At 60.3% G+C, this 19,454-nt stretch carries 26 protein-coding genes; 24 read left to right on the top strand and 2 right to left on the bottom strand.

Annotated features, from left to right (window positions below; translation table 11 throughout):
- The first annotated feature begins 111 nt into the window (after positions 1-111).
- From rplN to dsbD, 20 genes are all read left to right on the top strand, one after another.
- Positions 112-480, top strand: a complete 369-nt coding sequence (gene rplN, locus P3T42_RS33385) for a 50S ribosomal protein L14 (RefSeq protein WP_006052212.1) — start codon at positions 112-114, stop codon at positions 478-480.
- A gap of 9 nt (positions 481-489) precedes the next feature.
- Positions 490-798: a 50S ribosomal protein L24 gene (rplX, locus tag P3T42_RS33380; protein WP_074301419.1), complete on the top strand. Its 309-nt coding sequence runs from the start codon at positions 490-492 to the stop codon at positions 796-798.
- 17 nt (positions 799-815) lie between these two features.
- A complete protein-coding gene (rplE, locus tag P3T42_RS33375; protein ID WP_006052214.1) occupies positions 816-1,355 on the top strand; it encodes a 50S ribosomal protein L5 in 540 nt (179 codons plus the stop codon).
- Between the two features lie 7 nt (positions 1,356-1,362).
- Entirely contained in the window at positions 1,363-1,668 is a 306-nt protein-coding gene (gene rpsN / locus P3T42_RS33370) for a 30S ribosomal protein S14 (RefSeq protein WP_074262700.1), read from the top strand.
- A gap of 14 nt (positions 1,669-1,682) precedes the next feature.
- Positions 1,683-2,078 carry a 30S ribosomal protein S8 gene (rpsH, locus tag P3T42_RS33365; protein ID WP_074262699.1) on the top strand — a complete coding sequence of 132 codons (396 nt, stop codon included), beginning with the start codon at positions 1,683-1,685 and terminating at the stop codon, positions 2,076-2,078.
- 18 nt (positions 2,079-2,096) lie between these two features.
- Positions 2,097-2,627, top strand: coding sequence for a 50S ribosomal protein L6 (gene rplF / locus P3T42_RS33360; protein WP_074301420.1), 531 nt, complete (start codon positions 2,097-2,099; stop codon positions 2,625-2,627).
- Positions 2,628-2,639: 12 nt separating this feature from the next.
- Positions 2,640-3,005, top strand: a complete 366-nt coding sequence (gene rplR, locus P3T42_RS33355; RefSeq protein WP_006052218.1) for a 50S ribosomal protein L18 — start codon at positions 2,640-2,642, stop codon at positions 3,003-3,005.
- Positions 3,006-3,019: 14 nt separating this feature from the next.
- Positions 3,020-3,538 (top strand): 30S ribosomal protein S5, encoded by a 519-nt coding sequence (gene rpsE / locus P3T42_RS33350; RefSeq protein ID WP_006052219.1) that lies wholly within the window; start codon positions 3,020-3,022, stop codon positions 3,536-3,538.
- Between the two features lie 10 nt (positions 3,539-3,548).
- Positions 3,549-3,731 carry a 50S ribosomal protein L30 gene (gene rpmD, locus P3T42_RS33345; protein ID WP_007180126.1) on the top strand — a complete coding sequence of 61 codons (183 nt, stop codon included), beginning with the start codon at positions 3,549-3,551 and terminating at the stop codon, positions 3,729-3,731.
- 29 nt (positions 3,732-3,760) lie between these two features.
- The gene (gene rplO, locus P3T42_RS33340) at positions 3,761-4,195 is read left to right on the top strand and encodes a 50S ribosomal protein L15 (protein WP_074301421.1); all 435 of its coding nucleotides are present in this window, start codon (positions 3,761-3,763) and stop codon (positions 4,193-4,195) included.
- A gap of 46 nt (positions 4,196-4,241) precedes the next feature.
- Entirely contained in the window at positions 4,242-5,588 is a 1,347-nt protein-coding gene (gene secY / locus P3T42_RS33335; RefSeq protein WP_074301422.1) for a preprotein translocase subunit SecY, read from the top strand.
- Between the two features lie 8 nt (positions 5,589-5,596).
- Positions 5,597-5,815 carry a translation initiation factor IF-1 gene (gene infA, locus P3T42_RS33330; RefSeq protein WP_004521905.1) on the top strand — a complete coding sequence of 73 codons (219 nt, stop codon included), beginning with the start codon at positions 5,597-5,599 and terminating at the stop codon, positions 5,813-5,815.
- A 20-nt stretch (positions 5,816-5,835) separates the two neighbouring features.
- Positions 5,836-5,952 (top strand): 50S ribosomal protein L36, encoded by a 117-nt coding sequence (gene rpmJ / locus P3T42_RS33325; RefSeq protein WP_004199844.1) that lies wholly within the window; start codon positions 5,836-5,838, stop codon positions 5,950-5,952.
- 41 nt (positions 5,953-5,993) lie between these two features.
- Positions 5,994-6,359, top strand: coding sequence for a 30S ribosomal protein S13 (gene rpsM, locus P3T42_RS33320; protein ID WP_006052223.1), 366 nt, complete (start codon positions 5,994-5,996; stop codon positions 6,357-6,359).
- A gap of 28 nt (positions 6,360-6,387) precedes the next feature.
- Positions 6,388-6,792 (top strand): 30S ribosomal protein S11, encoded by a 405-nt coding sequence (gene rpsK, locus P3T42_RS33315; RefSeq protein ID WP_006052224.1) that lies wholly within the window; start codon positions 6,388-6,390, stop codon positions 6,790-6,792.
- 154 nt (positions 6,793-6,946) lie between these two features.
- Positions 6,947-7,570, top strand: coding sequence for a 30S ribosomal protein S4 (gene rpsD, locus P3T42_RS33310; protein ID WP_074301423.1), 624 nt, complete (start codon positions 6,947-6,949; stop codon positions 7,568-7,570).
- A gap of 124 nt (positions 7,571-7,694) precedes the next feature.
- The gene (locus P3T42_RS33305) at positions 7,695-8,672 is read left to right on the top strand and encodes a DNA-directed RNA polymerase subunit alpha (protein WP_006052226.1); all 978 of its coding nucleotides are present in this window, start codon (positions 7,695-7,697) and stop codon (positions 8,670-8,672) included.
- A gap of 185 nt (positions 8,673-8,857) precedes the next feature.
- On the top strand, positions 8,858-9,250 hold the full coding sequence (gene rplQ / locus P3T42_RS33300; RefSeq protein WP_074262693.1) for a 50S ribosomal protein L17: 393 nt from the start codon (positions 8,858-8,860) through the stop codon (positions 9,248-9,250).
- A 229-nt stretch (positions 9,251-9,479) separates the two neighbouring features.
- On the top strand, positions 9,480-9,812 hold the full coding sequence (cutA, locus tag P3T42_RS33295) for a divalent-cation tolerance protein CutA (protein WP_429308425.1): 333 nt from the start codon (positions 9,480-9,482) through the stop codon (positions 9,810-9,812).
- A complete protein-coding gene (dsbD, locus tag P3T42_RS33290) occupies positions 9,805-11,712 on the top strand; it encodes a protein-disulfide reductase DsbD (protein ID WP_429308424.1) in 1,908 nt (635 codons plus the stop codon). The genes cutA and dsbD overlap by 8 nt, the downstream gene beginning before the upstream one ends.
- Before the next feature lie 226 nt (positions 11,713-11,938).
- Here the strand turns inward: dsbD and hemB are convergent, their stop codons facing one another.
- Both hemB and yihA read right to left on the bottom strand, forming a co-directional pair.
- Positions 11,939-12,937, bottom strand: a complete 999-nt coding sequence (hemB, locus tag P3T42_RS33285; RefSeq protein ID WP_429308423.1) for a porphobilinogen synthase — start codon at positions 12,935-12,937, stop codon at positions 11,939-11,941.
- Positions 12,938-13,197: 260 nt separating this feature from the next.
- A complete protein-coding gene (gene yihA, locus P3T42_RS33280; protein ID WP_074301427.1) occupies positions 13,198-13,866 on the bottom strand; it encodes a ribosome biogenesis GTP-binding protein YihA/YsxC in 669 nt (222 codons plus the stop codon).
- Between the two features lie 214 nt (positions 13,867-14,080).
- Between yihA and P3T42_RS33275 the strand changes: the two genes are divergently transcribed.
- The 4 genes from P3T42_RS33275 to msrP all read left to right on the top strand — a co-directional run bounded on the left by P3T42_RS33275 (position 14,081) and on the right by msrP (position 19,450).
- The gene (locus P3T42_RS33275) at positions 14,081-14,734 is read left to right on the top strand and encodes a c-type cytochrome (protein WP_074301428.1); all 654 of its coding nucleotides are present in this window, start codon (positions 14,081-14,083) and stop codon (positions 14,732-14,734) included.
- Between the two features lie 127 nt (positions 14,735-14,861).
- Positions 14,862-17,069 (top strand): cytochrome c biogenesis protein ResB, encoded by a 2,208-nt coding sequence (locus tag P3T42_RS33270; RefSeq protein ID WP_429308422.1) that lies wholly within the window; start codon positions 14,862-14,864, stop codon positions 17,067-17,069.
- A 4-nt stretch (positions 17,070-17,073) separates the two neighbouring features.
- A complete protein-coding gene (gene ccsB / locus P3T42_RS33265; protein ID WP_074301430.1) occupies positions 17,074-18,288 on the top strand; it encodes a c-type cytochrome biogenesis protein CcsB in 1,215 nt (404 codons plus the stop codon).
- Positions 18,289-18,454: 166 nt separating this feature from the next.
- Positions 18,455-19,450 (top strand): protein-methionine-sulfoxide reductase catalytic subunit MsrP, encoded by a 996-nt coding sequence (gene msrP / locus P3T42_RS33260; protein ID WP_074301431.1) that lies wholly within the window; start codon positions 18,455-18,457, stop codon positions 19,448-19,450.
- Positions 19,451-19,454 lie beyond the last annotated feature (4 nt).

The following is a 19,454-nucleotide window of genomic DNA, read 5'->3' as shown; positions in this document are numbered from 1 at the left end:
TTCGTTTGCCGTCGCTGCTGTTCTAACCCAAGCAGCCGATTGGCTGACGGGACCAAGACTGACCGGGTACGCCATGGTGGTGTGACCGGATTAAGTTGGGAATGATAAACCATGATCCAGACCGAAACTCGGCTTGAAGTGGCCGACAACACGGGTGCGCGTGAAGTCATGTGCATCAAGGTGCTCGGCGGCTCGAAGCGTCGTTATGCCAGCATTGGCGACATCATCAAGGTGACCGTCAAAGAAGCAACGCCGCGCGGGCGCGTGAAGAAAGGCGAAATTTATAACGCCGTGGTGGTCCGTACCGCCAAGGGCGTTCGTCGTCAAGACGGCTCGCTGATCAAGTTCGACGGCAACGCCGCTGTGTTGTTGAATGCCAAGCTCGAACCTATTGGCACCCGTATTTTCGGGCCTGTCACGCGCGAGTTGCGTAGCGAACGATTCATGAAGATCGTTTCGCTGGCACCGGAAGTGCTGTAAGGAGTCGCGATGAACAAGATTCGCAAAGGTGACGAAGTTATCGTCATCACCGGCAAGGACAAGGGCAAGCGCGGCATCGTGCTGTCCGTTGGCGAAGACAAAGTCATTGTCGAGGGCATCAACCTCGTCAAGAAGCATGTCAAGCCGAACCCGATGAAGGGTACGACGGGCGGCGTAGAAGCCAAGACGATGCCGCTGCAAATTTCGAACGTCGCATTGGTCGACGCGAATGGCAAGGCATCGCGTGTAGGCATCAAGGTCGAAGGAGACAAGAAAGTCCGTTTCCTTAAGACGACCGGTGCCGAGCTGAGCGCCTGACGCTGCGGAGTAAAAAAATGGCTCGTTTGCAAGAGTTTTACAAAGAAAAGGTTGTACCCGGCCTCATCGAGAAGTTCGGTTACAAGTCCGTGATGGAAGTGCCGCGCATCACCAAGATCACCCTGAATATGGGCCTTGGCGAAGCGGTTGCTGACAAGAAGATCATCGAAAACGCCGTTGGCGACCTGACGAAAATCGCTGGCCAGAAGCCGGTGATCACGAAGGCACGCAAGGCAATCGCTGGCTTCAAGATCCGTCAAGGCTATCCGATCGGTGCAATGGTCACGTTGCGTGGTCAGGCAATGTACGAATTTCTGGACCGTTTCGTGACGGTTGCGCTCCCCCGTGTGCGCGACTTCCGTGGCGTGTCGGGTCGTGCGTTCGATGGTCGCGGCAACTACAACATCGGTGTGAAAGAGCAGATCATTTTCCCCGAAATCGACTACGACAAGATCGACGCACTGCGTGGGCTGAACATCAGCATCACGACAACTGCGAAGACCGACGACGAAGCAAAGGCTCTGCTCGCCAGCTTCAAGTTCCCGTTCAGAAACTGAGGTTACCGTGGCTAAACTGGCACTGATCGAACGTGAAAAGAAGCGTGCTCGCCTCGCTGCAAAGTACGCCCCCAAGCGTAATGAGTTGAAGGCGATCATTGGCGATATGAGCAAGTCGGACGAAGAGCACTACGCAGCCCGTCTCGAACTGCAACAACTGCCGCGCAACTCTAATCCGACCCGTAAGCGCAACCGTTGCGCAATTACCGGTCGCCCGCGCGGCACGTTCCGTAAATTCGGGCTGGCGCGTAACAAGATTCGCGAAATCGCGTTCCGCGGCGAGATCCCTGGCCTGACCAAGGCGAGCTGGTAATAGGAGAAACGTAAATGAGCATGAGTGATCCTATCGCCGATATGCTGACTCGCATCCGCAATGCGCAGATGGTTGAGAAGGTTTCGGTGCAAATGCCCTCGTCGAAAGTGAAGGTTGCGATCGCGCAGGTCCTGAAGGACGAAGGCTATATCGACGATTTCGCAGTGAAGTCTGAAGGTGCGAAGTCGGAATTGAACATCGTGTTGAAGTACTACGCTGGCCGTCCGGTCATCGAACGCATTGAACGCGTTTCGAAGCCTGGTCTGCGTGTGTACCGCGGCCGTAACGACATCCCCGTGGTCATGAATGGCCTCGGCGTGGCAATCGTGTCGACGCCGAAGGGCGTGATGACGGACCGCAAGGCGCGCGCTACGGGCGTTGGCGGCGAAGTCATCTGCTACGTCGCTTAAGGCCGAAAGGAGAGAAACATGTCTCGAGTAGGTAAAAGCCCGATCGTGCTGCAAGGCGCGGAAGTGGCCCTGAGCGACGAACGCATCACCGTCAAGGGTCCGCTGGGCACGATTACGCAAGCTGCAAACCGCCTCGTAAAAGTGGTGAACGACAACGGCACGCTGAAGTTCGAGCCGGTTGACGAAAGCCGCGAAGCGAACGCGATGTCGGGCACGATGCGCGCACTCGTTGCGAACATGGTGAACGGCGTGACGAAGGGTTTCGAGCGCAAGCTGACGCTGGTTGGCGTCGGTTACCGCGCACAAGCGCAAGGCGACAAGCTGAACCTGTCGCTGGGTTTCTCGCACCCTGTGGTGCACCAGATGCCGGAAGGCGTCAAGGCTGAAACCCCGACGCAAACCGAAATCGTGATCAAGGGGATCAATAAACAACAAGTTGGCCAGGTCGCTGCAGAAGTGCGCGGCTATCGCCCGCCGGAGCCCTACAAGGGCAAGGGTGTGCGTTACGCCAACGAGGTTGTGATCCTCAAAGAAACGAAGAAGAAGTAAGGGTGCGCAATCATGGATAAGACTCAATCTCGCCTGCGCCGCGCTCGTCAGACGCGTATCAAGATCGCTGAGCTGCAGGTCGCGCGTCTCGCCGTGCATCGCACGAACACGCACATCTATGCGCAAGTGTTCTCGCCGTGCGGCACCAAGGTGCTCGCCAGCGCGTCGACGCTCGAAGCCGAAGTGCGTGCGCAACTGGCTGATCAAACGGGCAAGGGCGGCAACGTCGCTGCTGCTACGCTGATCGGTAAGCGCATTGCAGAAAAGGCTAAGGCTGCCGGCATCGAATCCGTCGCCTTCGACCGTTCGGGTTTCCGTTACCACGGCCGCGTGAAAGCGCTGGCTGATGCGGCGCGCGAAGCCGGACTCAAGTTCTAAGGGAAGAATTCGTCATGGCAAAGATGCAAGCGAAAGTTCAGGCTGACGAACGCGACGACGGCCTGCGCGAAAAGATGATTTCGGTCAACCGCGTGACCAAGGTTGTGAAGGGCGGCCGGATTCTCGGTTTTGCCGCACTGACCGTGGTTGGCGACGGTGATGGCCGCGTCGGTATGGGCAAAGGCAAGGCGAAGGAAGTGCCGGTCGCTGTTCAGAAGGCGATGGAACAAGCCCGCCGCAACATGTTCAAGGTGCCGCTGAAGAACGGTACCTTGCAACACGAAGTGCACGGCAAGCATGGCGCATCGATGGTCCTCCTCGCTCCGGCGAAGGACGGTACCGGCGTGATCGCTGGCGGCCCGATGCGCGCAGTGTTCGACGTGATGGGCGTGCAGAACGTTGTGGCCAAGAGCCACGGTTCGACGAACCCGTACAACCTCGTTCGTGCAACGCTCGACGGTCTGCGCAAGCAGTCGACGCCGGGCGATATCGCGGCGAAGCGCGGCAAGTCCGTCGAAGATATTCTGGGCTAAGGTGGACACCATGTCTGATAAAACTGTCAAGGTCCAGCTCGTCAAGAGCCTGATCGGCACCCGCGAAACGCACCGTGCTACGGTGCGTGGCTTGGGTCTGCGCCGACTCAACTCGGTTAGCGAGTTGCAGGACACGCCGGCCGTGCGCGGCATGATCAACAAGGTTTCGTACCTCGTTAAGGTCATCAGCTAAGCGGCTGACCAGGACTCAAGGAGTTGATAATGGAATTGAATAACCTGAAGCCGGCCGAAGGCTCGAAGCACGCAAAGCGTCGCGTGGGTCGTGGTATCGGTTCGGGCCTCGGCAAGACGGCTGGCCGTGGTCACAAGGGTCAGAAGTCGCGTTCGGGCGGCTTCCACAAGGTTGGCTTCGAAGGCGGTCAAATGCCGCTGCAACGTCGCCTGCCGAAGCGGGGCTTCACCTCGCTGACGAAGGAATTCGTCGGTGAAGTGCGTCTGTCGGATCTGGAAAAGCTGCCGGTCGACGAAATCGATCTGCTGGCTCTGAAGCAAGCCGGTCTCGTTGGCGAGCTGATCAAGAGCGCCAAGATCATCGCGACGGGCGAACTGAAGCGCAAGATCGTTGTGAAGGGTCTGGGTGCGACGAAGGGTGCGCGCGCTGCGATTGAAGCAGCTGGCGGCTCCTTTGCCGAGTAACGAGCAAGTCGATTGCCGTCACTAGCATTTGCATCGGAGAAGGTACTTGGCTAACAGCCCGAGTCTCGCAAAACCCGGTCGAAGCGCGGCGAAGTTCGGTGATCTGCGTCGGCGAGCAGTGTTCCTGCTGCTGGCGCTGGTCGTCTACCGTATCGGCGCGCATATTCCGGTTCCGGGTATTGATCCGGACCAACTGGCAAAGCTGTTCCAAAGCCAGTCGGGTGGCATCCTTGGCATGTTCAACATGTTCTCGGGTGGCGCACTTTCGCGGTTCACGATTTTCGCGCTTGGGATCATGCCGTACATTTCGGCATCGATCATCATGCAGTTGCTGGCGATTGTCTCGCCGCAAATGGAAGCGCTGAAGAAAGAAGGGCAGGCGGGTCAACGGAAGATTACGCAGTACACGCGTGTCTTTACGGTCCTGCTGGCGACGTTCCAGGCGTTCGGCATTGCCGTCGCGCTTGAGAACCAGCAAGGCCTTGTGATCGATCCGGGTATGGTGTTCCGGCTGACAACGGTCGTAACGCTAGTGACCGGCACGATGTTCCTGATGTGGCTGGGTGAGCAGATCACGGAGCGCGGGCTTGGCAACGGCATCTCGATCATTATTTTCGGCGGGATTGCGGCGGGTTTCCCGAATGCAATCGGCGGTCTGTTCGAACTGGTGCGAACCGGTTCGATGGGTCCCGTCTCGGCGATTATCGTGGTTGCACTGATTGCTGCTGTGACGTATCTGGTGGTGTTCATCGAACGCGGCCAGCGCAAGATTCTCGTGAACTATGCGAAGCGGCAAGTCGGTAACAAGATTTACGGCGGGCAGTCGTCACATCTGCCGCTGAAGCTGAACATGTCGGGTGTGATTCCGCCGATCTTTGCATCGTCGATCATTCTCTTCCCGGCAACTATCCTGAACTGGTTTAGTTCGGGGTCGCGTAACAGCTGGTTCGCAGACACGCTGCACAACGTGGCCGATGCCCTTAAGCCCGGTCAACCCGTGTATGTGTTGTTGTACGCGTTGGCGATCGTCTTCTTCTGCTTCTTCTACACCGCACTGGTGTTCAATAGCAGGGAAACGGCCGACAACCTGAAGAAGAGCGGCGCTTTCGTCCCAGGCATCCGCCCGGGCGATCAGACGGCTCGATATATCGACCGCATCCTCACGCGTCTGACGCTGGCCGGTGCGATCTACATCGTGTTCGTGTGTCTGCTGCCCGAATTTCTGGTGCTGCGCTGGAACGTGCCGTTTTATTTTGGTGGAACGTCGCTGCTGATCATTGTCGTCGTCACAATGGATTTCATGGCGCAGGTGCAGTCGTACGTTATGTCGCAACAGTATGAATCGCTGCTGAAGAAAGCCAATTTCAAAGGCGGCGGCGTCCCGATGCGTTGAAAGGACTTATGGCCAAAGACGATGTGATCCAGATGCAGGGTGAAGTCATCGAAAACCTGCCTAATGCTACCTTCAGGGTGAAGCTGGAAAACGGCCATGTCGTATTGGGACACATATCCGGCAAGATGCGGATGCACTACATCCGAATCCTGCCGGGCGACAAGGTGACGGTTGAATTGACGCCTTACGATCTGTCGCGTGCGCGGATCGTGTTCCGGGCGAAGTGATTTGAAAAAAGGGTAATATCATGAAAGTGATGGCATCGGTTAAGCGCATTTGCCGCAATTGCAAGATCATCAAGCGCAAAGGCGTTGTGCGCGTGATTTGCAGCTCTGATCCGCGCCACAAACAGCGTCAAGGCTGAACGCCGCGCTTTTGCTTGCGCTTTTTGTTTGAGGAAAAACAATGGCTCGTATCGCAGGGGTTAACATCCCGAATCACCAGCATACCGAAATTGGCCTGACGGCGATTTACGGTATTGGCCGCACGCGCTCGCGCGACATTTGCGTCGCTGCTGGTGTGGCATTTTCGAAGAAGGTCAAGGACCTGAACGACGCAGACCTCGAAAAGCTGCGTGAAGAAGTCGGCAAGTTCATCGTTGAAGGCGATCTTCGCCGTGAAACGACGATGAACATCAAGCGGCTGATGGATCTCGGCTGCTATCGTGGCGTGCGTCACCGTAAGGGCTTGCCCCTGCGTGGCCAACGCACGCGTACGAATGCCCGTACGCGCAAGGGTCCGCGTCGTGCAGCGCAATCGCTGAAGAAGTAAGCGGAACTGACAGTTACAGGAAAACGTAATGGCTAAGGCTTCGAACAACTCCGCGGCGCAACGCGTTCGCAAGAAGGTCAAGAAGAACGTCGCCGAGGGCGTGGTTCACGTTCACGCGTCGTTCAACAACACCATCATCACGATCACCGATCGTCAAGGCAATGCACTCGCCTGGGCAACTTCGGGTGGTCAGGGCTTCAAGGGTTCGCGTAAATCGACCCCGTTTGCAGCCCAGGTGGCAGCCGAATCGGCTGGCCGCGTGGCGATGGAATACGGCGTGAAGAACCTCGAAGTGCGGATCAAGGGCCCCGGCCCCGGCCGTGAGTCCGCGGTGCGCGCGTTGCATGGTCTTGGCATCAAGATCACCGCGATCTCCGACGTGACGCCGGTACCGCACAACGGCTGCCGTCCGCCGAAGCGTCGTCGTATCTAAGACGCTGGTTTCGCTTGCGCCTGTTGCCGCCGGGTTATGTGCCGGCGACGACGGGCTGCTTGCGTTATTGAATTGACTAAGCCCACCGTTCGACCCAAAGGGTTCGGACTAGCGCGAGCGCGAGTTCGCGTGATCAATCATAGAAGGAATCAACGTGGCACGTTATATCGGCCCTAAGGCCAAGCTGTCCCGCCGTGAAGGCACTGACCTCTTCCTGAAGAGCGCCCGTCGTTCGCTGGCTGACAAGTGCAAGCTTGACAGCAAGCCCGGCCAACATGGCCGTACCTCGGGTGCCCGTACGTCCGACTACGGCACGCAGCTGCGCGAAAAGCAAAAAGTGAAGCGCATCTACGGTGTGCTCGAGCGTCAGTTCCGCCGTTACTTCGCTGAAGCCGACCGCCTCAAGGGCAACACGGGTGAAAACCTGCTGCAATTGCTCGAGTCGCGTCTCGACAACGTCGTGTATCGCATGGGCTTCGGCTCGACGCGCGCTGAAGCGCGTCAGCTCGTGAGCCACAAGGCGATCACGGTGAACGGCGTGGTGTCGAACATCCCGTCGATGCAAATTAAGGCAGGTGATGTCGTCGCCGTCCGCGAACAGTCGAAGAAGCAAGCGCGTATCGTCGAAGCGCTGTCGCTGGCTGAACAAGGTGGTCTGGCAAGCTGGGTCGCTGTCGATTCGAAGAAGTTCGAAGGCACGTTCAAGTCGAAGCCGGAACGCAGCGATATCGCTGGCGATATCAACGAAAGCCTGATCGTCGAATTGTATTCGCGGTAATCGGATTGACGGCCGGGGCACCCTGATTGCGTCGCGCAAGGGGGCGCCTCGGCTGTTTATTTTCAGGTTGTTACCGGTCAGCCTTATCGGTGTAACGAGCCGAGGGTATTGAAAAGGAAAACCTATGCAAACCAGTTTGTTGAAGCCCAAGATCATCGCGGTTGAATCGCTTGGTGAGAGCCATGCGAAAGTGGTCATGGAACCGTTTGAACGCGGTTACGGCCACACCTTGGGTAACGCGCTCCGGCGCGTACTGCTGTCGTCGATGATCGGCTATGCGCCGACCGAAGTGACGATCGCAGGCGTGGTTCACGAGTATTCGACGCTCGACGGTGTGCAAGAGGACGTAGTCAACCTGTTGTTGAACCTGAAGGGCGTGGTCTTCAAGTTGCATAACCGTGACGAAGTGACGGTTACGCTGCGCAAGGAAGGCGAAGGCGTTGTTACCGCTGGCGACATCGAACTCGCGCACGATTGCGAAGTCATCAATCCCGATCACGTGATTGCGCATCTGTCGAAGGGCGGCAAGCTCGATGTGCAGATCAAGGTCGAAAAGGGCCGCGGTTATGTGCCGGGTAACGTGCGTCGTTACGGCGAAGAATCGGCGAAGATCATCGGCCGTATCGTGCTGGACGCGTCGTTCTCGCCGGTTCGCCGTGTGAGCTATGCCGTGGAAAGCGCGCGTGTCGAACAGCGTACCGACCTCGACAAGCTCGTGATGAACATCGAAACCAACGGTGTGATTTCGCCGGAAGAAGCGATCCGTCAATCGGCGCGCATTCTGGTCGACCAACTGTCGGTGTTCGCTGCTCTCGAAGGCACGGAAGCTACGGCTGAAGCGCCGTCGCGTGCGCCGCAGATCGATCCGATCCTGCTGCGTCCGGTGGATGATCTCGAACTCACGGTTCGTTCCGCGAACTGCCTGAAGGCCGAGAACATTTACTACATCGGCGACCTGATCCAGCGCACGGAAAACGAGCTGCTGAAGACGCCGAATCTGGGCCGCAAGTCGCTGAACGAAATCAAGGAAGTACTGGCGTCGCGTGGTTTGACGCTCGGCATGAAGCTCGAAAACTGGCCGCCGGCTGGGCTGGATAAGTAAGCGCAAGCTTATTCGAGTAGTCATCCGGGACGAAAGTCACCGCTGCACTACTGGCACGGACGCGGATTTTCCTTTAAAATCCGCGTCTTGCCTTTTTTCACTACCGGCCCGTGCACTCGCAAACCTTTGGGTTCGACGAGCGCGATAGAAGAGCTGGACCAAAACTTTGAATCGAAGGAATTAACATGCGTCACCGTCATGGTCTGCGGAAACTGAACCGCACGAGCAGCCACCGTCTGGCAATGCTCCGTAACATGTCCAACTCGTTGATCGAGCACGAAGTCATCAAGACGACGCTGCCGAAGGCGAAGGAACTCCGTAAAGTCGTCGAGCCGCTGATCACGCTCGGCAAGAAGCCGTCGCTGGCAAATCGTCGTCTGGCGTTCAACCGCCTGCGCGATCGTGACTCCGTCTCGAAGCTGTTCGACGTGCTCGGCCCGCGCTTCGCAAACCGTCCGGGTGGCTACCTGCGCATCCTGAAGTTCGGTTTCCGCGTCGGCGACAACGCACCGATGGCACTGGTCGAATTGATGGACCGTCCGGAAGTCGAAGAAGTTGAAGTGCAAGAAGCTGAATAAGCTCCATGCATCCGCGAAAAAGCCAGGCAAATGCCTGGCTTTTTTGTTTCCGGCGACGCAAACACACGAACACAAAACGCGTCGCTGATGGCGATGGCCGCGAAGCCGCATGCCAAAGACCGCGAGGGGTAGGCAAAGTGACGCCACGCACCCGCCGGCCGGCGCCTGCGGCCGACCAACTCCGGTGATAGGATAGCGGCAACCCTGTTCTACCCTGCCGGAGCGGTCTGTGAGTTCGAATGTGACGTTGATCCTGACGACGGTGCCCGACCTGGAGACGGCGCAGAAGCTCGCAGCACAGGTACTGGATGCACGTCTTGCTGCATGTGTCAGCCAGCAAGGCACCGTGCACTCGACCTATCACTGGCAAGGCAAGCTCGAGTCGGCGGATGAGATTCAGATGCTCTTCAAAACGAGCATCGCACGAGCCCCTGAGCTCGAGCAGTTCATCCAGAAGCACCACCCGTACGACACACCCGAAATCCTCTGCTGGCAAGCCACCGCGTCCGCGGCCTACGGCCAGTGGGTCATTGCTGAAACCCAACGCCCTGTTCATGTTTAACGCTCTGCACCGAGGGGGGCGCGACACGCTGCGCGCGGCCGTCCTGTTTGTCTCCTGCCTGTTGGTGGTTCTGATGTCCGCGGGCGTGGCGCGCGCCGACGATGATTTTCTCGATCCGGCGGTCGCCTTCAAGTTCAGCGCCACCGAGCAGCCGGGCGAAGTAGTCGTCCACTACAAGATTGCGGACGGCTACTACATGTATCGGGAGCGTTTCGCGTTCGCGACCCGCAACGGCACCGTGACGATCGGCGATCCGCAGTTGCCGGCTGGTCACATCAAGTTCGATCAGACGTTCGGCAAAAACGTCGAAACCTACCGGAACGACTTGACGATCCGCATTCCGGTGAAAGATGCTGCGGGGCCGTTCGATCTGGCGGTGACCTCCCAAGGTTGCGCGGACGCGGGGATCTGCTATCCGCCAATGGAGCGCGTCTACCACGTGGACGGCGTCGCGCTGCATCCGGCCAGCACGAATCCCGCACCGGCGGCGGCACAGACCGCACAGACCGCGCAGCCGGCGCCGAACGGTACCGCCAATTCATCCTCCTGGTATGAGCGCACCACCAGCGCCGACTATGCGCAGTCCCTGCTGCAAGGCGGCAGCTTCCTGGCGATCGTCGGTGTTTTCTTCGTCGTGGGCGCTGTGCTGAGCCTGCTGCCATGTTCGTATCCGATGATCCCGATCCTGTCGGCGATCATCATCGGCGAAGGCGCGCGGGTAACGCGCCGGCGGGGCTTCGCGCTCTCGCTCGCCTACGTGATCGGTATGGCGCTGGTCTATACGGTGCTCGGCATCGCGGCGGCACTGGTCGGACAAAGCCTCGGCGCGTGGCTGCAGAATCCCTGGGTGCTGGGCGCGTTCGGCGTGCTGCTCGCCGTGTTCGCCGTGACGCTCATTGCCGGTTACGACATCGCCTTGCCGCAGCGCTGGCAAGACGGGGCGTCGCGTGCGTCGCAAGGGCGTTCCGGCGGCAAATTCGCGGCCGTAGCGGCGATGGGGGCGTTGTCGGCGTTGGTTGTCGGTGCCTGCATGACGGCGCCGCTATTCGCCGTTCTCGCGTTTATCGCGCATACCGGCAACGCAGTGCTGGGCGGCGCCGCACTGTTTTCTATGGGCATCGGGCTTGGCGTTCCGCTGCTGATCATCGGTCTGGGCGCCGGCACATTTCTGCCACGCGCGGGCGCGTGGATGGATGGCGTGAAGGTCTTTTTCGGCGTGGTGCTGCTCGCTGCCGCATTGTGGATCGTCTGGCCGGTGCTGGGCGCGGTCGCGCAGATGTTGCTGAGCGCGCTGTGGCTGCTGGTCGCGGCGGCCGCGTTGGGTCTGTTCTCGCCGCCCGCCGGCCCGAGTTCGGTGTGGCGCCGGCTTGGCCGCGGACTGGGCGTCGCGCTGACCATCTGGGCCGCGGTGTTGTTGGTGGGACTGGCGGCCGGATCGTCGGATCCGCTGAAGCCGCTCGCGGTCCTGGCCGCGCGCGGTGGTGTAGCCGGCACGGCGGGTACGCCATCAGAGGCATCAAATGCCTCCCAGGCTGACAGCCTGACGTTTGCCCCGGTGCGTTCTTCGGCCCAGCTCGACGAGGCCGTGAAAACGTCCGCCCAGCCGGCCATGCTGGATTTCTATGCGGACTGGTGCGTGAGCTGCAAGGAGATGGAGAAGTTCACCTTCAGTGACCCGCGCGTGCATGCAAGGCTGCAGCAGCTCAACCTGTTGCGCGCGGATGTCACGGCCAATAATCCGGATGACCAGACGCTGCTGAAGCGATTCAAGCTCTTCGGGCCGCCGGGCATCATCTTCTTCGATCAAAGCGGCGCCGAAGTTTTGCGCGTGGTGGGTTACGAGTCGGCTGATACCTTTTTGCATAGCCTCGACCGGCTTCCCACTCCGCCTCAGTCGTAACCTGGGTTGGCGTCTCGCCCGGCGGCCCTGACCTGGCGGAATAGTGACGTCGGCCGCCGGCAAACACAGCCATAAAAAAGCGGAGGCACTGGAAACAGCGCCTCCGCTTCATCAACGGGCAGTTGCCTGACCGGCGCCCGAGCGTTCTTCACACGTCAGCCGCCCGGCTCACGCCTGCACCTGCATTCACACATCACGAAGCGCAGAAAACGCGCGCCTCGCTACACTACTTCTGCGCCCGCAGGATCCGCGCGGCATCCAGTGCGAAATACGTCAGCACGCCATCCGCACCGGCTCGCTTGAACGCCAGCAGCGATTCCATCATTGCCTTGTCGTGATCGAGCCAGCCGTTTTGTGCTGCGGCCTTCAGCATCGCGTACTCGCCGCTCACCTGATAGACGTAGGTCGGAAAGCGGAACTCGTCCTTCACACGCCGGAGGATATCGAGGTACGGCATACCGGGCTTGACCATCACCATGTCCGCGCCTTCTTCGATGTCCGCGCGCACTTCGCGCAGCGCTTCATCGGAGTTCGACGGGTCCATCTGATAGGTCATCTTGTTGCCCTTGCCGAGGTTCGTCGCGGAACCCACGGCATCGCGGAACGGACCGTAGAAGGCCGACGCGAACTTGGCCGAATAGGCCATGATTCGCGTGTGAATGTGATCCTCGCTCTCGAGCATTTCGCGGATCGCACCGATGCGCCCGTCCATCATGTCCGACGGTGCGACGATATCCACGCCCGCTTCCGCTTGAGCCCTGGCCTGCTCGACGAGAATATCGACGGTCTCATCGTTGATCACATAACCCGCTTCATCGAGCACGCCATCCTGGCCGTGGCTCGTGTACGGATCGAGCGCGACGTCGGTGAGCACGCCCAGTTCGGGAAAGCGCTTTTTCAGTTCGCGAATGGCGCGCGGAATCAGACCCGCTTCGTTGGTGGCCTCGCGGCCATCCGGGGTCTTCAACGACGGTTCGATAGCCGGAAACAGCGACAGCACCGGCACGCCCAGTTCGACGCACTGTTCGGCCACGCCCATCAGCAGATCAACCGAGACGCGCTCGACGCCCGGCATCGACGGCACGGCTTGCCGCACGTTGGTGCCTTCGACGACGAACACGGGATAGATCAGGTCGTTGGTGGTCAGGATGTTTTCTCGCATGAGGCGGCGCGAGAAGTCGTCGCGGCGCATACGGCGCGGACGGTGATGCGGATAGAAGCTCATATCGGATGTCGTGGGTATCGTGGAGATGACAGGAACGCCTGCCTCCGCCTGCTGGAAGCTCTTTTTGAGACAATGGTATATCATACCGATCGAGCAAGGCGCCTAGCGCTGACCTCCCCGCTTCTCCTCCCTGAGCGGGTGCCTGTCGTTTTTCGATTAGGCTGTTTGGCCCGCCGTCAGTAGCGGCGGGTTTTTTTATGGGCGCGCGAAAGAAATAGGGCCCAGACCGGGCCCGAGTCTGACCTCGGCGTCGCCGTGGCTTACTCGGCAGCGGCGGCTGCGTCGTCCGTACCGGCCGTATCCTTGGGGATCAGCCAGCTTTCGATCAGTTCGTGAGCCTCGTCCAGGCCAACCCGTTTCAGGGCCGAGAACAGCTGGACGGTCAATTCTCCCTGGTAGCCGGCCGCGCTATATTCGGCCAGACCCTTCTGGGTGGCCCGCAGCGCATTGATGCTCTCCTGGCGCGTCAATTTGTCGCACTTCGTCAGTAAGGTGTGGATCGGCTTGCCGGTCGGCGCGAACCACTCGATCATCGTCCGGTCCAGGTCGGTCAGCGGCCGGCGCGAATCCATCATCAGAATCATGCCGCGCAGTTGCGAGCGCGATTGCAGGTAGCTGGACAGCAGCGCTTCCCAATGCGCCTTGGCGGCACCCGGCACTTCCGCATAGCCGTACCCGGGCAGATCCACCAGATGCGCGACCGGCTCCGCCGCCGGCCCCACCGAGAAGTAGTTGATATGCTGCGTGCGTCCCGGCGTCTTACTGGCGAAGGCGAGACGCTTCTGGTTACACAGCAGATTGATGGCCGTCGACTTGCCCGCATTCGAGCGCCCGGCAAACGCGATTTCGGGTTGCGGGGTGGCCGGCAGATCACGCAGGTGATTGACGGTCGTAAAGAAGCGCGATTGGTGGAGCAGGAAGGAAGACATGGGGGAACCAGGATATGAGACGCCGGGGAACCCGGAGTGGGGACGGGTCAAGCCCGACTGGCGTCTAAGCGATTAGCGAGTTATTGTACAATACGACGGTTTACTGAATTTACTGAAGACCTGAGGAGGGGCCAGCGCGCGTGCCTCTGCGGTAGATCGGTCGCCGTCGTTTTGCAGAACCTCTAATTCCCACAAGACGAAACAGGGTGTGCGAATGAATCGACTGTGCAAAGCTCTGATGGTGTTTCAAGTAGCGGCAGGTCTTTCAGGTTTAGCAGTTCAGGCGCGAGCAGCAGATCCGGGAAAACCGGACATCAACCGGGGACAAGCCATTGCGACGCAGGTTTGCGCGTCGTGTCACGGTGCCGATGGCAATAGCGCCGGCGGGGCCTATCCCAAGCTGGCCGGCCAGCATCCCGAATATCTCGTCAAGCAGTTGATGGATTTCAAAACCCAGCCAGGCGCCAAGCAGCCCGCTCGCAATAATGCGATTATGGCGGCCATGGCCGCGCCGCTGTCCAATCAGGACATGGTGAACGTCGCCGCCTATTTCGCGGCACAGACGCCGAAGCCGGGTTACGCACACAACAAGAACACCGTCCCGTTGGGGGAAAAGATTTATCGCGCGGGCATCGCCGAACGGGCTGTGCCGGCGTGCGCGAGTTGCCACGGGCCGACCGGCCAGGGCATCCCGGTGCAGTATCCGCGTCTGTCGGGGCAGTGGGCGGACTACACGGTGGCGCAACTGACCGCGTTCACGCAGGGCCCGGGCGCGCGCAACAACAGCGATCCCATGCATACCATTGCGTCGCGGCTGTCGGATAGCGACATCAAGGCCGTGGCGGATTACATCGCGGGCTTGCATTAAGAAGTCCGCACGCAAGTGCAACCGGCCCAGCGAGGCCGGTGAAAAACAAGAAAAGGGTGATGGCGTCGTGCGCTTCGTGCGTCAGCGGCGGCCTTTCACCCTTTTTTGCTGTTCTGTCGGAGTGTGAATGAGCGTCACCACGTCGGGTATTGAAGTCAAGTCGGGCCAGCGGCCCATGCGTCGGGCCATCGAGTTGTTGAGTTCGATGCGTTTTGCCATCGCGCTGCTGGTGATCCTGTCGATTGCCAGCATCATCGGCACCGTCCTCACCCAGGACGACCCGTACCCCAACTACGTCAATCAGTTCGGCCCTTTCTGGGCGGACATCTTCCGCTCGCTGAGCCTGTACACCGTGTACAGCGCCTGGTGGTTCATGCTGATCCTCGGCTTCCTGATGGTCTCGGTGTCGCTGTGCGTGATCCGCAACGCGCCGAAGATGATCGCCGACATGAAGAGCTGGAAAGACAAGGTCCGCGAATCGAGCCTGCGCGCCTTCCATCACAAGGGCGAGTTCGCGGTGAGCGGTACGCGCGCAGAGGCCACGGCCACGCTGGCGAAACTGTCGGGGCGGCTCGGCTACAAGTTCGTGACGCGTCAATCGGAGGGCGCCACGCTGATCGCCGCCAAGCGCGGGGCGCTCACCAAGCTCGGCTATATCTCGGCTCACCTTGCGATCGTCATCATCTGTCTGGGCGGCCTGCTCGACAGCAATCTGCCCATCAAGCTGCAGATGTGGATGTTCAACAAGACGCCCATCAACAGCAACACCGTGATCAGCGACATTGCGCCTGAGCACCGTCTGTCGGAGTCGAACCCGACCTTCCGCGGTTACGCGTGGGTGCCCGAAGGCGAGCATGTCTCGACGGCGATCCTGAACCAGCCGAACGGCTCGCTGATCCAGGACCTGCCGTTCTCGATCCAGTTGAACAAGTTCATCGTCGATTACTACTCAACGGGCATGCCGAAGCTGTTCGCGAGCGACATCGTCGTGATCGACCACAAGACCGGCGCGAAGATTCCGGCGCGTGTCGAAGTGAACAAGCCGTTCGAGTACGACGGTGTGTCGATTTACCAGTCGAGCTTCCAGGACGGCGGCTCGCAGATGCAGATGACCGCCTATCCGATGACGGGCACCAGCGCGAAGACCGCGCCGTTCGGCGGCACGATCGGCAACTCGGCGCCGTTGGGCAACGCCGTACCCGGCGCTGACGGCCAGACCATCGAATTCGCGGATTTTCGTGCCATCAACGTCGAAAACATCTCGAACGGCAGCGGCGCCAATGACGCACGCGGGGTCGCCCATCAGACGCTGAAGGAAGCGTTCGACGAGCGGCTCGGCTCGGGCGCCAAGACTTCGAAGCCGTTGGACCTGCACAACGTCGGCCCGTCGGTACAGTACAAGGTGCGCGGCAAGGACGGTCAGGCGCGCGAGTACAACAACTACATGCTGCCGGTCGACGTGAGCGGCGAGAAGATGTTCCTCGCCGGCATGCGCATCAACCCGGACGACCCGTTCCGCTATCTGCGCATTCCCGCCGATCAGGGCGGCACGGTCAAGGAGTGGATGAACCTGCGCGCCACGCTCGAGAATCCGGCCATGCGCACCGCCGCCGCGCACCGCTTCGCGCTGCGCTCGGTGCCGTCGTCCAACCCGGAACTGCAGCAACACCTCGAAGAAAGCGCGCTGCGCGTGTTGACCCTCTTTGCCGCCGGCGACAGCAGCGTCGGCATCATGCAGGGCGGCCAGAACATAGGCGGCTTCCAGGCGATCGCGGCGTTCATCGACCGTTCGGTGCCCAAGGGCGAGCAGGAAAAAGCGGCCTCGCTGCTGCTGCGCATGCTCGAAGGCTCGACGTGGGACTTGTGGCAACTGGCCCGGGAGCAGGCCGGCGAGCCGGACGCGACGCCGTCGGCGGACACCAGCCTGTTCATCCAGAGCTCGATCAACGCCATTTCCGACAGCTTTTTGTATGGTTCGCCCGTCTATTTACAGCTCGACTCATTCAGGCAGGTGCAAGCTTCGGTATTTCAGTTGACGCGCGCGCCGGGCAAAAAAGTCGTGTATCTTGGCAGCCTGCTCCTCGTATTGGGCATCTTCTCGATGTTCTACGTCCGCGAACGGCGCCTGTGGTTCTGGATCAAAGATACCGGTCACGGTACGAACGTCGTGATGGCGATGTCGAGCGCGCGCAAGACGTTCGACTTCGACAAGGAGTTTGCCCAAACGCGCGACGCTGTCGGCGCCGTGCTGGGTGCCCAACCCACTGACGCAACCGGCAAGGCCGGCACCCCAGGTGCAGCATCGTCCGCAGGCTCACAAGATTCGACCCGGTAAGATCATGGACTTGACTCAGGTTTCCTCATCCCCTTCGCGCGGCGGCGCGCCGGCCAAGAACGCGCCGGACAATGCGGTGCAGCAGTTGGGGCTGCTCGACGAGCGGCCTTTCTTCAGGCGCCTCGGCGCATTCGACTGGCTGTTCGCTCTGGCGATGGTCGCGGGCGCGGGTTTCGCGCTGTCGCGCTATCACCCGTTCATGAACTACTACGACAAGCTGGTGCTGGTGTGCGCGGTGCCGGTCTTCGTCACGCTCGGCTGGCGCTGGAAACCGGTGCGGCTCCTGATTGCGAGTATCGCGGTGCTGTCGCTGTTTGCGATCCAGGTCTATCAGGGCGACCTGGCGCGGGCGGATAGCGCGTTCTTCCTCAAATACTTCCTCTCGAGCCAGTCCGCCATCCTGTGGATGAGCGCGCTGTTTGTACTGGCCACGCTGTTCTACTGGATCAGCTTGCTGTCGCGTTCGCCCACCGGCGCCGCGATCGGCTCGAAGATGACCTGGGCCGCCGTGCTGATGGGTTTCGTGGGCCTGATGGTCCGCTGGTACGAGTCGTACCTGATCGGCGCGGACGTCGGCCATATTCCCATCTCGAACCTCTATGAAGTGTTCGTGCTGTTCAGCCTGATCACCGCGCTCTTCTACCTGTACTACGAGCAGCACTACAACACCCGCGCGCTCGGCGCGTTCGTACTGCTGGTGATCAGCGCCGCGGTCGGCTTCCTCATGTGGTACTCGATCTCGCGCGACGCGCAGCAGATCCAGCCGCTCGTGCCGGCGCTGCAAAGCTGGTGGATGAAGATCCACGTGCCCGCGAACTTCATCGGCTACGGCAGCTTTGCGTTGTCGGCGATGGTGGGTGTCGCCTATCTCGTCAAAGAGAACGGCATGCTGGCCGACCGCCTGCCGCCGCTCGACGTGCTCGACGACCTGATGTACAAGTCGATCGCGGTCGGTTTCGCGTTCTTCACCATTGCCACGATCCTCGGCGCGTTGTGGGCCGCTCAAGCCTGGGGCGGCTACTGGAGCTGGGATCCGAAGGAAACCTGGGCGCTGATCGTCTGGCTGAACTACGCGGCCTGGCTGCACATGCGGCTCATGAAGGGCCTGCGCGGCGCCGTCGCCGCATGGTGGGCGCTGACCGGCCTGCTGGTGACGACGTTCGCGTTCCTCGGCGTCAACATGTTCCTCTCCGGGCTGCATAGCTACGGCAAGCTGTAATATTCGCCGTTCTGAACCGACAAAGAACCGCCGGGTGCTCTGCACCGGCGGTTTTTTTGTTGGCGCGGGAATATCTATGCATCTGGCGTGTTCGTTAGAACAGTACGGGTGGCGAGTAGTCGAACGATCATCAACGTGGCCCGCAGGGGCCAGCAGGAGCGGCATCATGTGGATCAAGCGGACCGACAGGATTGCATTGCAGGGCGACAATATCGCCCGCAGCGAAATCACGCCGCAACGCGTGTACGAGAGCCGGCGGCGTGTGCTGCGAGCCGCCGGTGCGCTGGCGGCAGGTGGCCTGATGGGCGTGAGCGGCGAGGCGTTTGCCATGTACACCTCACCCGATGCCAAGGGCGCGAAGCTGGCGGCGAAGACCAATCCGAAATTCGTCGCGCAGGACAAGGTAAGTTCTTACAAAGACATTACTACCTACAACAACTTCTACGAGTTCGGCACCGACAAGAGCGATCCGGCGCAGAACGCCGGCACCTTGCGCCCGCATCCGTGGCGGGTCAGTGTTGAAGGCGAGGTGAAGAACGCCAAGGTGTACGACATCGACGATCTGTTGAAGCTGGCGCCGCTCGAGGAGCGCGTGTACCGGCACCGCTGCGTCGAAGGCTGGTCGATGGTCATGCCGTGGATCGGCTTTCCGCTGTCGGAGCTCATCAAGCGCGCGCAGCCCAACGGCAACGCCAAATACGTGCAGTTCATCACGCTCGCGGACCCGTCGCAGATGCCGGGCCTGTCGACGCCGATCCTGGACTGGCCGTACTCCGAAGGGTTGCGCATGGACGAGGCGATGAATCCGCTGACCTTGCTGACCGTGGGCCTGTACGGCGAGGTGCTGCCTAACCAGAACGGTGCGCCGCTGCGGATCATCGTGCCGTGGAAATACGGCTTCAAGAGCGGCAAGTCGCTGGTGAAGATCCGCTTTGTCGACAAGCAGCCTGCCACCAGTTGGAACACTTATGCGCCGAACGAATACGGCTTTTACTCGAACGTAAATCCGAACGTCGACCACCCGCGCTGGAGCCAGGCCACGGAACGGCGGATCGGCGAAGACGGCTTTTTCACGCCGAAGCGAAAGACGTTGATGTTCAACGGTTACGGCGATCAGGTTGCCTCGCTCTATCAGGGCATGGACCTGAAGAAGAACTTCTGACGGG

It is taken from the genome of Paraburkholderia sp. GAS38 (assembly GCF_050434965.1).
GTDB lineage: Bacteria > Pseudomonadota > Gammaproteobacteria > Burkholderiales > Burkholderiaceae > Paraburkholderia > Paraburkholderia phenazinium_A.
This window is presented reverse-complemented; position numbering and strand designations above follow the sequence as displayed.

Coding starts and splice junctions, on each gene's coding strand:
- rplN (WP_006052212.1), top strand. CDS start 112: ATGATCCAGACCGAAACTCGGCTTGAAGTGGCCGACAACACGGGTGCG.
- rplX (WP_074301419.1), top strand. CDS start 490: ATGAACAAGATTCGCAAAGGTGACGAAGTTATCGTCATCACCGGCAAG.
- rplE (WP_006052214.1), top strand. CDS start 816: ATGGCTCGTTTGCAAGAGTTTTACAAAGAAAAGGTTGTACCCGGCCTC.
- rpsH (WP_074262699.1), top strand. CDS start 1,683: ATGAGCATGAGTGATCCTATCGCCGATATGCTGACTCGCATCCGCAAT.
- rplF (WP_074301420.1), top strand. CDS start 2,097: ATGTCTCGAGTAGGTAAAAGCCCGATCGTGCTGCAAGGCGCGGAAGTG.
- rplR (WP_006052218.1), top strand. CDS start 2,640: ATGGATAAGACTCAATCTCGCCTGCGCCGCGCTCGTCAGACGCGTATC.
- rpsE (WP_006052219.1), top strand. CDS start 3,020: ATGGCAAAGATGCAAGCGAAAGTTCAGGCTGACGAACGCGACGACGGC.
- rpmD (WP_007180126.1), top strand. CDS start 3,549: ATGTCTGATAAAACTGTCAAGGTCCAGCTCGTCAAGAGCCTGATCGGC.
- rplO (WP_074301421.1), top strand. CDS start 3,761: ATGGAATTGAATAACCTGAAGCCGGCCGAAGGCTCGAAGCACGCAAAG.
- infA (WP_004521905.1), top strand. CDS start 5,597: ATGGCCAAAGACGATGTGATCCAGATGCAGGGTGAAGTCATCGAAAAC.
- rpmJ (WP_004199844.1), top strand. CDS start 5,836: ATGAAAGTGATGGCATCGGTTAAGCGCATTTGCCGCAATTGCAAGATC.
- rpsM (WP_006052223.1), top strand. CDS start 5,994: ATGGCTCGTATCGCAGGGGTTAACATCCCGAATCACCAGCATACCGAA.
- rpsK (WP_006052224.1), top strand. CDS start 6,388: ATGGCTAAGGCTTCGAACAACTCCGCGGCGCAACGCGTTCGCAAGAAG.
- P3T42_RS33305 (WP_006052226.1), top strand. CDS start 7,695: ATGCAAACCAGTTTGTTGAAGCCCAAGATCATCGCGGTTGAATCGCTT.
- rplQ (WP_074262693.1), top strand. CDS start 8,858: ATGCGTCACCGTCATGGTCTGCGGAAACTGAACCGCACGAGCAGCCAC.
- dsbD (WP_429308424.1), top strand. CDS start 9,805: ATGTTTAACGCTCTGCACCGAGGGGGGCGCGACACGCTGCGCGCGGCC.
- hemB (WP_429308423.1), bottom strand. CDS start 12,937: ATGAGCTTCTATCCGCATCACCGTCCGCGCCGTATGCGCCGCGACGAC.
- yihA (WP_074301427.1), bottom strand. CDS start 13,866: ATGTCTTCCTTCCTGCTCCACCAATCGCGCTTCTTTACGACCGTCAAT.
- P3T42_RS33275 (WP_074301428.1), top strand. CDS start 14,081: ATGAATCGACTGTGCAAAGCTCTGATGGTGTTTCAAGTAGCGGCAGGT.
- P3T42_RS33270 (WP_429308422.1), top strand. CDS start 14,862: ATGAGCGTCACCACGTCGGGTATTGAAGTCAAGTCGGGCCAGCGGCCC.
- ccsB (WP_074301430.1), top strand. CDS start 17,074: ATGGACTTGACTCAGGTTTCCTCATCCCCTTCGCGCGGCGGCGCGCCG.
- msrP (WP_074301431.1), top strand. CDS start 18,455: ATGTGGATCAAGCGGACCGACAGGATTGCATTGCAGGGCGACAATATC.